This window comes from Maribellus maritimus (genome assembly GCF_022267315.1).
Taxonomy (GTDB): domain Bacteria; phylum Bacteroidota; class Bacteroidia; order Bacteroidales; family Prolixibacteraceae; genus Draconibacterium; species Draconibacterium maritimum.
On record NZ_JAIKLE010000003.1, the window covers coordinates 41,255 to 53,257 of the forward strand.

Sequence of the window (12,003 nt, forward strand, 5' to 3'; positions counted from 1 at the left end):
TTTCGTTATAGGCTCCAGCCATTTTGGTAGGTATGTTTAACCCATTCTTCGCACATTTCCTGTGCATTCCATTCAACGTTTTCTTTTGATTCACGTTCAACTTTCCGGGTAACAACATCTTCCGCAAAAGGCAAAAGTTTGGTTGTTCTTAGTTTCTCATCGGGTGAAATATTGGTAACCTTCATATTCTCACTGTCCCAAAGCAATGTTTTTTGCAACGACTGCATACGAACAGCAAGATTACCCATTACAACCATTTCGTTGAATGGTCCTGCATATTCAAAACTGGAAGCTGGGGTCCCACCGTTTTTGCAGCAATTTACAAAATGCATTTCATGACGGCCTCCTCCATTCGGATCATCAGGTATTCTTTCCAGTTTTACTTTTGGCTTTGGAGTAAACTCTTCTCCGTTTTTATATACTTTCCATTTGGCGCCGTAACTTTCTGCAATCAATGTCGCTTCTGAACCAACAAACATAAAACCTCCTCCCGGGTTCATCGGAGCATCCAGCGGCAAATCAAACGGACGAGCAGGCATAAAACCTCCGTCGTACCATGTTAATTCCAATTCAGGTAACGCGCAGTAAGGTAAATTCTTCCTTGCCGGGAAGAGATAAGAAACCTTTGCGGCAACCGGCGCACTTTCAGTATTTACCAACGATGAGCTGGCCTGAAATGCAACAGGAGCACCCAATTGAAGCGCAAAATTGGGGACATCAAGCAAATGACATCCCATGTCGCCCAAAGCGCCTGTTCCGTAATCCCACCATCCTCTCCAAATCCATGGATGATATTCCGGATTATAAGGCCGCATTTTTGCCGGGCCAATAAATAAATCCCAGGCGAGTGTTTTGGGCACTTTCACCTCTTTTAAAGGTTTGGCCATTCCCTGACGCCAAATTGGGCGGTTGGTCCATACATGTGCTTCTTTAATAACCCCCAAACAGCCTCCCTGAACAACTTCGGCTACTTCGTAAACCTCATCATTCGAATGACCTTCATTTCCCATTTGGGTAACAACCCCGGTCTTTTCTGCCAGTTTGGTCAAATACCTCGACTCCCAAACCGAATGGGTTAATGGTTTTTGCAAATAAGTATGTTTTCCCAATTCCATTGCAGCGGCAGCAGACAAAGCATGCGTGTGATCCGGAGTAGCGATCACAACGGCCTCAATATCTTTTTGTTTTTCCAGCATTTCGCGGAAATCTTTGTATTTCTTCGCGCCCGGATAGGTATCAAAAACCGGTTGCGCATAATCCCAGTCAACATCGCAAAGAGCGACAATATTTTGTCCCGGCATATTCCGAAGGTTTACTTTTCCTTTTCCTCCAATACCAATTCCTGCAATGTTTAATTTATCGCTGGGTGCAACATGCCCAAGCCCCGCAACCGTATGACGCGGAACAATTGAAAATCCTGCTGCTACAGCTGCAGTTGTGCCAATAAAATTTCTTCTGGATACATTTACTTTCTTTTGAGATTTCATTTTTGATTTAGTTTTAATTGGTCAGAAATATCTAAAATAAGGAAAGAAAGGTAATTCAAAAAGTTTGAAAATAAAAGAAACCGCTTAAAACTTTCTTTTATGAAATGAGAAAGTAAGGATTCAAAGAAAGAAAAATCAGTAAATACTACTTTTTTATTACATTTTCATTTTACTTTTGAACTGAAAAATGCAGGAATGAATATTGAAAAATACCCATCAAAACTACTGGAGAATGCTGTAAACGAATTTTCCAAACTTCCCGGAATTGGAAGAAAAAGCGCACTTCGCCTGGTGTTACACTTGCTCAGGCAGGAGGCTTCGGAGGTAAGCGCCTTTGGAAATAGTTTGATTCAATTAAGAAATGAAATAAAACATTGCAAGGTCTGCCATAATATATCGGATACCGAGACATGCCAGATTTGTGCAAACCCGTCGAGAAACAATTCGGTAATTTGCGTAGTTGAAAACATCCGTGATGTTATGTCGGTGGAAAACACACAGCAATACAATGGATTATACCATGTACTGGGAGGAATTATTTCACCAATGGACGGAATAGGCCCCTCTGATTTGGAGATTGAATCGTTAATTAAACGCGTTGGTTCAGGTGAAGTGATTGAAGTTATTCTTGCACTTTCTACTACAATGGAAGGAGACACTACCAATTTTTATATCTACCGGAAACTAAAGGGAAAGGACGTTAAAGTAACCACATTGGCGCGCGGAGTTTCAATTGGCGATGATCTGGAGTATACCGATGAAATCACCCTGGGGCGTTCGTTGGTAAACCGGGTGAATTATGAAAATTCGCTGGGAAAATAGAAGCTCTCCAATATCAGAAATCCAAAACTTTTCCGTTATCCAAAAGGAATCAATACATTTGAAAAAAATTGCGAAGCCAAACGAATGGAACTTTCGGTAATTATCGTCAACTACAACGTAAAACATTTTCTGGAGCAGTGTTTACACTCGGTTTTAAAAGCTTCAAAAAATATTTCCACTGAAATTTTTGTGGTTGATAATAATTCTGTGGATGGTTCGGTTCAGCTCATCCCTGAAAAATTTCCGGAAGTTGAATTTATCGTCAATAAGAAAAATTTAGGATTTTCAAAAGCCAACAATCAAGCCATCAAAAAAGCAAAAGGGAAATATATTTTGCTCTTGAATCCTGATACTGTAGTGGAAGAAGATACTTTTGAAAAAGTAATCGAATTTATGGACTTCCATGCGGATGCAGGCGGACTTGGTGTAAAAATGATTGACGGAAAAGGAAATTTTCTTCCTGAGTCGAAAAGAGGCTTGCCAACACCGTGGGTTGCTTTTTACAAAATGTTTGGATTATCAGGATTATTTCCAAAGTCAAAAAAATTTGGGAAATACCATCTCTCCTTCCTCGATGAAAACAAAATTCATGAAGTAGATGTTTTGGCCGGTGCTTTTATGGTATTACGAAAAACCGTGCTCGACAAAATTGGCTTACTCGATGAAACTTTTTTTATGTATGGAGAAGACATCGATCTTTCCTACCGGATTACAAAGGCAGGATTCAAAAATTACTATTTCCCAAAAACTACAATCATCCACTACAAAGGAGAAAGTACAAAAAAAGGCTCGTTGAATTATGTAAAAGTATTTTACAATGCAATGAACATTTTTGCACGGAAACATTTTTCCGGTGGAAAAGCAGATATTTTTTCGCTTTTTATCCATTTTGCCATTTATTTCAGGGCATTTATCTCCATCACGGGAAGAATATTCAACAAAATTTACACACCGCTTTTTGATGTAGTTTTTATTTATACCGGTTTTTTATTTTTAACCCCCTTTTGGGAAAATTTCAAATTTGAACCCGGACACTACCCGCCAGAATTTCTTCGTTTTGTTGTTCCTATTTATATTATTTTCTGGATTCTGGGGATATTGTTTTCAGGGGGTTACAAAAAGCCAATCAACCTCTTAAAAATTACTCGCGGTTTAATTTGGGGATCGGTGGCCATTTTACTGGTGTATTCACTCGTTGACATTCAGTTCCGGTTTTCACGGGCACTCATCCTCCTCGGGTCTCTGTGGGCAGTTACAGTTCTGATTTTTTATCGTCTCGTTTTTCACTGGCTAAAATTTAAAGGTTTCAGACTGGATATTAAAAAGACCAAAAAAATTGCGATTGTAGGTCATTCATCTGAAGCAGCGCGTATTCAGAAATTACTGGAACAAACACCAATTCGTTCAGAAATAGCTGGTTTTGTAGCCATTGACAAAACCGACCGCGGACAAAACTACATCGGCCAGCTGTCACAGCTCAAGGAAATTCTGAGTATCAACCGGATTGACGAAGTTGTATTTTGTGCAGAAAATATTAGTTCTGCCGAAATTATTAAATCGATGCTTGATTTAACCCAACTAAATGTTGACTATAAAATTGCACCGCCGGAAAGTATTAGTATTATTGGCAGCAATTCAATTCATACGGCTGGAGACCTGTATGTTTTAAATTTAAATACTATCTCAAAAACATCAAATAAAAGAAAAAAACGGATCTTTGATATTGTTTTTTCACTGGCTATTTTTGTTTTGAGCCCTGTTATTATTTGGTTTTTTAAAAAGAAATCATCGTTTGTCGGAAATATTTTCAAAACATTAGGCGGGAAAAAAACCTGGGTGGGGTATACTTCCGTTTCAGAAACAAATAAAATGCTACCCGAATTAAAACCCGGTGTGTTAAATCCGGGCGATATGTTCTTAGATCTGAAACTGGACGCAGAAAAAGAAAAGCAATTAAATGTACTTTACGCAAAAGATTACAGTATTTTAACCGATGCTGAAATTGTATTAAAAGGATGGAAAAACCTCGACAGACAAAAATGAGCGACGAACTAACATACGGAAAAATTATACTTCGGGCACTTGAGCCGGAAGATATTGAGCTTTTATATTCATGGGAAAATAACCTTGAAATCTGGACGGTGAGCAATACAAAGACCCCATTTTCAAAATATATTCTGGCACAGTATTTAAAGGAGTCGGCAAAAGATATCTATGAAGTCAAACAACTGAGACTGATAATTCAAAACAAAGACCTTCACGCAGTTGGAGCCGTTGATTTATTTGATTTTGAACCTTACCACTTGAGAGCCGGTGTTGGAATCATGATCCATAACATCAACGAGCGAAAAAAAGGGTATGCTACCGACGCATTAATGGCACTATCAAATTATGCGTTAAATGTTCTTGGACTCAAACAATTATATGCCCATATTGCTGCTGACAATCTCCCAAGTATTCGATTGTTTAAAAAGGCAGGTTTTGAAAAAGCCGGGATAAAAAAAGACTGGCTCAAGACGATGAACGGCTGGAAAGATGAGTTTATCTGTCAGAAGATTTTAACAACCTAAAATCCAGACTCAGTGAAAACAAAGCATATATTGCGACTAATGATAACCCTTACTTTTTCTCTTTTTTTTCTGAATAACCTGCAGAGTCAAATTGCAGAAAAAATGTTACTGGTTTCCAAAATTTCAAAGCCTGAAAAAGTTCGCCATATTGCCAATGGTACGAGACTAAAAATCCAAACGCAAACGGGCGCATATATCCGGGCAAGACTACAATCAGTTGGAAAAAATTATCTGCTTACACAACGGCAGGACACCATTTATTTTAATGATATCTATTCCTTCAGGGCACAGCGGAAATTAAACAAAGCCGAATTTTTTACCGGAGTTCCGGTATTGATTGCCGGAATTGCTGCCTCAGTTGGCGGAGTTCCTTTAAGTATAATTTTAATTCTTATGCAGGAAGCCGGCCCTGGTATTTTTTTAGTGCCGCTTGCCGGGGTGGTAACAACAGTTGCCGGAATAAAACTGGTTGGCCGAAGTACTTACAGAATGAACAAATGGAGGGTATTTTCAGAGGATCACTTAGAATCCCGGAATATCCTGTAAAAAAGTATAGCTATTCTTTTCATAATCAATTTCACAGGCAAAATGTTGCATTCCATTGGAAATCAAAATGTATTTCACTTTCAAAGCCATGTTGTAACGCACAGCCTGGTCAAAAGTTTCCTGTGTAACTTTAACCGACGGTGCTTTAAATTCAACAATTACACGGGCTTGTCCTTTGCGGTTGTAGATAAGCAAATCAAACCGTTGCGGCTGGTGGTTCACCATAAGTTTTTTTTCGACCGCCATCAACGATGCAGGATAATTCTTTTCATGAATTAAATACTGAATAAAATTTTGCCGGACCCACTCTTCAGGAGTTAAAACCACATACTTTTTTCGAATAAAATCATAAATAAGTTCCTTTCCGCCATCGGTTTGAACTTTAAAAGTATATGAAGGCAAATTTAATTTCCTCATCGAAATCATTTTTTTACTTATTAACTCCTTTTGGCTGACGAAAACTAAAAACGTATTTTTGCGTTAGCCTATAAATTACTCTGATTTTTGTTGATAAAGTAAAGCAATTTATGAAGACAAAAAAAGATATTGTTGAAAACTGGTTGCCCCGGTATACAGGAAAAACCCTGGATGAAATCGGAAAATACATTTTGTTGACCAATTTCCAGAATTATGTTGACAGTTTTGCCCGCCGTTTCGAAGTTGCGGTGGAAGGGGGAAACAAAAACTTCCCGAGTGCTACTGCCGAAGGAATCACTATAATTAACTTTGGAATGGGAAGCCCAAACGCAGCAACGGTAATGGATTTGCTAAGCGCAATTAAACCCAAAAGTGTTTTATTCCTTGGAAAATGCGGGGGCTTGAAACGAAAAAACCAATTGGGCGATTTAATTTTACCGATTGCTGCCATCAGGCGCGAAGGTACATCCGACGATTATTTACCGCCTGAAGTTCCTGCATTGCCTGCTTTTAACTTACAACGTGCGGTCTCACATATTTTAAGAAATTCAAGCCAGGATTACTGGACAGGAGTAGTTTTTACTACCAACCGCCGCGTTTGGGAATATGATGACAGGTTTAAAAAATACCTAAAAAAAACACGTGCGATGGCTATCGACATGGAAACAGCAACGCTTTTTACCGCAGGCTTTGCCAACCAGATTCCTACCGGAGCTTTACTTTTGGTTTCCGACCAGCCGATGATTTCATCCGGAGTAAAAACCACAGAAAGCGACGAGAAGGTCACATCGAGTTATGTGGAAAGACATTTGCAAGCTGGAATCGATGCATTGTTTGAAATAAAAAATAACGGGCTTTCCGTAAAACACCTGAGATTTTAATATGGAATTTGAAACTATCATCCAAAACCTGAAAAGCAAAACCTACAGTCCAATTTATCTTCTTCAGGGTGAAGAGCCTTATTTTATTGACATCATTTCAAACTACATTGAAAAGAATGTACTTTTGGAAGCTGAATGTGGATTTAATCAAACCGTTTTTTACGGAAAAGATTCTGATCCGATTGTAATTGCTGAAAGTGCGATGCGTTTCCCAATGATGGCTAACCAGCAGGTAATTATAGTAAAAGAAGCACAAAGTTTAAATAAAATAGAGACCCTTGCATCATACGCTGAGAAACCACTCTCCTCAACTATTTTAGTGCTGAATTACAAGTATAAAAACCTCGACTCGAGAACCCGGTTGGCAAAAGCCATTAAAAAAAACGGGGTTGTCTTTACCTCAAAAAAAATATATGAAAACAAAGTTCCCAACTGGATTGAAACGTACCTGAAAGGAAAAAACTATACCATAACTCCGCAGGCTGCACAAATATTAACCGCCTATCTGGGTAACGACCTGAGTAAAGTAGCCAACGAATTGGAAAAACTGGTAATTGCAGTAAAAGATACCACCAAAATCACACCCGAACACATTGAAAAAAATATCGGATTAAGTAAAGACTATAATATTTTCGAATTGCAAAATGCCCTGGGCGAAAAAAATATTTTTAAAACCAACCAAATTATCCAGTATTTTGGAGCAAATCCGTCAACCAACCCGATCCAGAAAACAATATCAAATCTTTATTTCTATTTCTCAAAATTATTTACTTATCATTTCCTGAAAGACAAATCGGAACGAAACGTGAGCGCAGAACTGCGTGTTCATCCTTTTATAGCAAAATCGTATATTGCAGCGGCAAAACGATATTCGCCAACAAAACTGTACGAGATAATGGGAATTCTGCGCGATTATGATATGAAGAGCAAAGGTTTTGAAGTGTCGACTATGGTTGATACGGCCGATTTACAAAAAGAAATGATTTACAAAATATTACATTAAATGACTACTTGGTTTATTATCGGGATAACAGCTTTTATTTCATACATGGGTTTTCAAAACCGTGATTTGATGACCAAATTGCAGTTTAACGCAGCAAAAATTATTCAGGAGAAGGAGTATTACCGACTGGTAACACATGCTTTTATTCACGCCAACTGGTCGCACCTGATAGTCAACATGCTGGTGCTTTATTTTTTTGGCCCGCATATTGAAAGTTTTTTTGGCTATTACTTTGGAAACAAAGCCACGGCATTCTACTTGCTTCTTTATTTTGGAGGAATTCTGACTTCAAACCTCTGGAGCCTTGTCAAAAACAAGAACAACTATTATTACAATGCGGTTGGAGCTTCCGGTGCTGTTTCCGCAGTATTGTTTGCCTTTATATTTTTTGCCCCCCTGGAAAAACTTTTACTCTTTTTTGTACTTCCAATTCCAGCCATTTTATTTGCAATTGGTTACCTGTTTTATTCTTACCAGATGAGCAAACAAAAAAACGATAATGTGGCGCACGATGCACACTTCCTTGGTTCTGTTTTTGGATTTATTTTCCCCATTTTATTAAAACCCGGATTATTCGAAAATTTTATTGATAAACTGTTTGCATTTCTTTAAAATGGACCGTTTTCTGATTTACAACGGCAAAATTGTTGAAAAAGGTGAACCCGATCTTTTCCTTTTTTTTACAGATGACACCTTAAAAATCACCCGGAAAATATGGTACGGTTTTGGGGGAATTCCATTATTTAACGAAAATATTGACTTGCTGGTCAAACAAATTGACATGCTGCAACTTCCCGTTCCTGCATCTTTAAAAGACAAACGCGAGCTTTTCCGCATTACCAAACGCATGCTCAACAAAAACCGTTTATACCGTTCAGGATTTGTTTTTTTTCAGTTGCTATGGAACAAAAATGGATTTAACTTCCTTGTCACCAGCCAGCCCTCCAGCACTTTTGAATTTCCTCTTTCCCCCAGGGGAGTTTTGCTAAACCACTCGGGCATTAAAAAATATTCTGCAAATAAATTTAACCGTTTTCCTTTTTTTAATGAATCAACATGGAAAGCTGCTTTGGCTCAAAACCGCGGTACTTTTTTTCAAAATACGATTTTATTCAACGAAAAGAAATCGATTTGTGAATGTGTGGCTGCCAACATCTTTCTATTCAAAAAAAGTGAGTTGATAACCCCGGGGCTCTCTGCAGGTTCTTTTGAAGATACACTTCGTCAAATTGTAATCGATATCGCCAAAGACCTTGGTTTTAAGGTTTCTGAATCCGATGAAATTACGCCGGAAGACATCTCTCACGTTGACGAGCTTTTTATTGCAAGTGAGGAAGCGGGGATTCAGTGGGTATTGGGTGTGGAAAACAAACGATTTGTTCACGAACATTCAGTAACAATTCACGAAAAGCTAAATACGCTCCTGCGGGAAAAAGTGAAAAATTAATTCAGCGAAGGATTTTCCGGAAAATTTTCCCAAATGGTATAACGTTGGCCGGCTTTTTTTACAAAATCGGCCCACGACGCCTGGTTGAGTTCCCGCATCACAACCTCTTCCTCAACATCGGTCACCAACCACGAGTCTTCTTTTATTTCCTGTTCCAGCTGACCGGAATCCCACCCTGAGTATCCCAGAAAGAAGCGAACATCGGAAGGCTGTAATAAACCAATTTTGATCTGTCTTTTTAACTCCACAAAATCTCCGCCCCAGTAAAGATCTCCGAGGACATGTATACTTCCGGGAATCTGATCCCCCAGTTTATGGATAAAATAAACGGAATCGGTTGAAACCGGGCCGCCAAGATAAACTTTAGCATCGAACTCCGGAAAATCCGGAAATACTTCGTGGATAGGAAATTCAACCCGTTTGTTCAAAATAAAACCTACTGCCCCTTTTAAACTGTGTGCAACAAGCAACACTACGGAACGATTAAAATAATTGCCTGAAAGAAATGGTTCTGCAATTAAAATACGACCTTTTTGCGGTGCAATATTGTTTGTTTTTATTTTGAATATGTCGAGATCTTTACCCATACTTTGAGCAATATAAGAAATTTTAACTACCATTCAAACAGATAAAACTATCTTAACATATAATTTATAAAAGGACTAATCTTCCTGAATTACGATAAAAACATCTTCGTCGGGCTTTGACATGAGGTACTGTTCGCGGGCAAATTTTTCCAGTTCTTCCTTCCCCGCATTTAAATCTTCCAGTTTCTGTTTGTCTGATGCAATGCGTTCAATATAGTATTCTTTCTGCTCTGTAAGTTCGTTCAGGCGGCTTTTATTTTTTTGATGTGAAACAATACTGTTCTCGTCAAAAAATAAAATCCATATCAAAAAAATAACCGAAGCAATAAAATACTTATTGCTTATTATTTTCAATACTCGATATTTCACTCCCTTCTTCTCCATCAAAAAATAAAATATGATGTAAAAGTAAAATATTCAGGAGGTAAAAAAAAGAGAGGTGTAAAAAAACACCTCTCTTTTTATAAACAATTTAAAGTTTAGTCTTCATCCGGTTGAAAATTCGGATAAGTATATTGTTGCGGAATAACAAATGTCTCTTTAATGGTGCGGATAGAAGTCCAGCGCAGGAAGTTAAAAATCGCGCCGGCTTTATCGTCGGTACCTGAGCCACGTGCGCCTCCAAAAGGCTGTTGTCCCACCACTGCTCCGGTTGGTTTATCGTTGATATAAAAGTTACCGGCAGCATGTTCCAGCCGTTTGGTAATTTTTTCAATACTGTAACGGTCCTGCGAAAATACTGCGCCTGTTAAGGCATAAATCGAAGTGGCGTCAAGAATATCAAGCGTTTCGTCCATTTTTTCATCTTCATACACATAAATGGTTAAAACCGGTCCGAACAACTCTTCCTGCATGGTCTCATAATCAGCTTTTTTAGCCTGAATTACAGTTGGTTCAATAAAATAACCAACCGATTTATCACAATTTCCGCCAAAAATCACCTCTGCATCTTCGTCTTCACGTGCGCGATCGATAAAACCTTTTAGTTTATCAAACGATGCTTCATCGATAACCGCGTTAACAAAATTGGTAAAATCTTCGGGTGGTCCCATTTTTACCGTTGCCAGTTCTTTTCCGAATATTTCTTTTACTTCCGGCCAGATACTTTCCGGGATATAAACACGTGAAGCTGCTGAACATTTTTGTCCCTGGTACTCAAAAGCTCCTCTTAACATGGCAATTGCCAAACCTCGTTTATCGGCAGTATTGTCTGCAAAAATGAAGTCTTTTCCTCCGGTTTCACCCACAATACGAGGATAAGTTTTGTATTTATAAATATTGTCTCCTATCTTTTTCCAGATGCTTTGAAATACTCCTGTTGATCCGGTGAAGTGAATACCTGCAAAATCAGCATGTGTTAAAACTACATCGGCAGCTACAGGACCTGAAGCAAATACAAGATTAATAACACCATCGGGCAATCCTGCTTCTTTAAATACTTCCATGATAACTCCGGCGGAATAAATAGCTGTTTTGGATGGTTTCCAAACCACAACATTTCCCATTAGGGCAGGCGCAGCAGGAAGGTTTCCTGCGATGGAAGTAAAATTAAACGGAGTAAGGGCATAAATAAAACCTTCCAGCGGACGGTACTCGCTGTAATTCCACATTCCCCTTGCCGACTCCGGCTGAATTTTATAAATATTTGTCATTTCCTGAACACCAAACCTAAAAAAGTCAGCCAACTCGCAAGCTGCATCAATTTCCGACTGGAAAGCATTTTTTGACTGCCCCAACATTGTAGCAGCATTGATTTTTGCACGGTAGGGACCTGCAAGTAAATCAGCAGCTTTTAAAAAAATGGAAGCCCTGTGTTGCCATGAAAGATTTGCCCATTTTTCTTTCGCTTCCAAAGCAGCATCAATAGCCATTTCCACATGACTGGCGACACCCTGGTTATAATATCCCAGTGTATGTTCAATTTCATGAGGTGGAAACATTCTTTCTTTGCGATCGGTATAAACTTCATTGCCCCCGATAATCATTGGCAGTTCAACCTCAGTCGACCGCAATTCCGCTATTTTTGCCTGAAGTTCTTTTCTTTCAGGCGTACCCGGAGCGTAGGTCAACACTGGTTCGTTTTTAGCTACAGGCACATTAAAAAATCCTTTTGACATAATTATTGTATTTAAATTGTTGTTCTTCTATTTTTCACAAAACTACTGAATCAATATGTTGTAAATCATAACAAATATCAGGAAGTGTATTTTTCACACCCCACTAAGAAACTCATTTATAAACGG

At 38.6% G+C, this 12,003-nt stretch carries 13 protein-coding genes; 8 read left to right on the forward strand and 5 right to left on the reverse strand.

The genetic code is table 11. The annotated features are described in order from the left end of the window. Positions 1–5: 5 nt before the first annotated feature. Positions 6–1,487 carry a Gfo/Idh/MocA family protein gene (locus tag K5G00_RS03510; protein WP_238764336.1) on the reverse strand — a complete coding sequence of 494 codons (1,482 nt, stop codon included), beginning with the start codon at positions 1,485–1,487 and terminating at the stop codon, positions 6–8. Between the two features lie 195 nt (positions 1,488–1,682). Here K5G00_RS03510 and recR point away from each other — a divergent pair, with 195 nt between their 5' ends. From recR to K5G00_RS03530, 4 genes are all read left to right on the forward strand, one after another. Next, entirely contained in the window at positions 1,683–2,309 is a 627-nt protein-coding gene (gene recR / locus K5G00_RS03515; protein WP_238764337.1) for a recombination mediator RecR, read from the forward strand. Between the two features lie 84 nt (positions 2,310–2,393). Further along, the gene (locus tag K5G00_RS03520) at positions 2,394–4,352 is read left to right on the forward strand and encodes a glycosyltransferase (RefSeq protein WP_238764338.1); all 1,959 of its coding nucleotides are present in this window, start codon (positions 2,394–2,396) and stop codon (positions 4,350–4,352) included. After that, a complete protein-coding gene (locus K5G00_RS03525) occupies positions 4,325–4,879 on the forward strand; it encodes a GNAT family N-acetyltransferase (RefSeq protein WP_238764339.1) in 555 nt (184 codons plus the stop codon). Before K5G00_RS03520 ends, K5G00_RS03525 begins: the two co-directional genes overlap by 28 nt. Before the next feature lie 12 nt (positions 4,880–4,891). After that, entirely contained in the window at positions 4,892–5,425 is a 534-nt protein-coding gene (locus K5G00_RS03530) for a hypothetical protein (protein ID WP_238764340.1), read from the forward strand. On the opposite strand, the gene K5G00_RS03535 is transcribed toward K5G00_RS03530, so the two are convergent. Then, on the reverse strand, positions 5,402–5,842 hold the full coding sequence (locus tag K5G00_RS03535; RefSeq protein WP_238764341.1) for a type I restriction enzyme HsdR N-terminal domain-containing protein: 441 nt from the start codon (positions 5,840–5,842) through the stop codon (positions 5,402–5,404). The genes K5G00_RS03530 and K5G00_RS03535 overlap by 24 nt on opposite strands. A 110-nt stretch (positions 5,843–5,952) precedes the next feature. Between K5G00_RS03535 and K5G00_RS03540 the strand changes: the two genes are divergently transcribed. The 4 genes from K5G00_RS03540 to K5G00_RS03555 are packed head-to-tail and all read left to right on the forward strand — an operon-like array spanning position 5,953 to position 9,173. Beyond that, positions 5,953–6,723: an AMP nucleosidase gene (locus K5G00_RS03540; protein ID WP_158868554.1), complete on the forward strand. Its 771-nt coding sequence runs from the start codon at positions 5,953–5,955 to the stop codon at positions 6,721–6,723. 1 nt (position 6,724) lies between these two features. Further along, the gene (gene holA, locus K5G00_RS03545; protein ID WP_238764343.1) at positions 6,725–7,726 is read left to right on the forward strand and encodes a DNA polymerase III subunit delta; all 1,002 of its coding nucleotides are present in this window, start codon (positions 6,725–6,727) and stop codon (positions 7,724–7,726) included. Next, the gene (locus K5G00_RS03550) at positions 7,727–8,338 is read left to right on the forward strand and encodes a rhomboid family intramembrane serine protease (RefSeq protein WP_238764344.1); all 612 of its coding nucleotides are present in this window, start codon (positions 7,727–7,729) and stop codon (positions 8,336–8,338) included. A 1-nt stretch (position 8,339) separates the two neighbouring features. Beyond that, positions 8,340–9,173 (forward strand): aminotransferase class IV, encoded by an 834-nt coding sequence (locus K5G00_RS03555; protein WP_238764345.1) that lies wholly within the window; start codon positions 8,340–8,342, stop codon positions 9,171–9,173. Here the strand turns inward: K5G00_RS03555 and K5G00_RS03560 are convergent. The 3 genes from K5G00_RS03560 to pruA all read right to left on the reverse strand — a co-directional run bounded on the left by K5G00_RS03560 (position 9,170) and on the right by pruA (position 11,877). After that, on the reverse strand, positions 9,170–9,793 hold the full coding sequence (locus K5G00_RS03560; protein ID WP_238764346.1) for a YqgE/AlgH family protein: 624 nt from the start codon (positions 9,791–9,793) through the stop codon (positions 9,170–9,172). The two genes, K5G00_RS03555 and K5G00_RS03560, sit on opposite strands and share 4 nt — an antisense overlap. 42 nt (positions 9,794–9,835) lie before the next feature. After that, positions 9,836–10,114, reverse strand: a complete 279-nt coding sequence (locus K5G00_RS03565) for an FtsB family cell division protein (protein ID WP_238764347.1) — start codon at positions 10,112–10,114, stop codon at positions 9,836–9,838. 125 nt (positions 10,115–10,239) lie between these two features. Beyond that, positions 10,240–11,877 carry an L-glutamate gamma-semialdehyde dehydrogenase gene (pruA, locus tag K5G00_RS03570; RefSeq protein WP_238764349.1) on the reverse strand — a complete coding sequence of 546 codons (1,638 nt, stop codon included), beginning with the start codon at positions 11,875–11,877 and terminating at the stop codon, positions 10,240–10,242. Positions 11,878–12,003 lie beyond the last annotated feature (126 nt).

Bases quoted from the DNA above. Each gene is read 5' to 3' on its own strand.
- K5G00_RS03510 (WP_238764336.1), bottom strand. From the start codon at position 1,487: ATGAAATCTCAAAAGAAAGTAAATGTATCCAGAAGAAATTTTATTGGC.
- recR (WP_238764337.1), top strand. From the start codon at position 1,683: ATGAATATTGAAAAATACCCATCAAAACTACTGGAGAATGCTGTAAAC.
- K5G00_RS03520 (WP_238764338.1), top strand. From the start codon at position 2,394: ATGGAACTTTCGGTAATTATCGTCAACTACAACGTAAAACATTTTCTG.
- K5G00_RS03525 (WP_238764339.1), top strand. From the start codon at position 4,325: ATGGAAAAACCTCGACAGACAAAAATGAGCGACGAACTAACATACGGA.
- K5G00_RS03535 (WP_238764341.1), bottom strand. From the start codon at position 5,842: ATGAGGAAATTAAATTTGCCTTCATATACTTTTAAAGTTCAAACCGAT.
- K5G00_RS03540 (WP_158868554.1), top strand. From the start codon at position 5,953: ATGAAGACAAAAAAAGATATTGTTGAAAACTGGTTGCCCCGGTATACA.
- holA (WP_238764343.1), top strand. From the start codon at position 6,725: ATGGAATTTGAAACTATCATCCAAAACCTGAAAAGCAAAACCTACAGT.
- K5G00_RS03550 (WP_238764344.1), top strand. From the start codon at position 7,727: ATGACTACTTGGTTTATTATCGGGATAACAGCTTTTATTTCATACATG.
- K5G00_RS03555 (WP_238764345.1), top strand. From the start codon at position 8,340: ATGGACCGTTTTCTGATTTACAACGGCAAAATTGTTGAAAAAGGTGAA.
- K5G00_RS03560 (WP_238764346.1), bottom strand. From the start codon at position 9,793: ATGGTAGTTAAAATTTCTTATATTGCTCAAAGTATGGGTAAAGATCTC.
- pruA (WP_238764349.1), bottom strand. From the start codon at position 11,877: ATGTCAAAAGGATTTTTTAATGTGCCTGTAGCTAAAAACGAACCAGTG.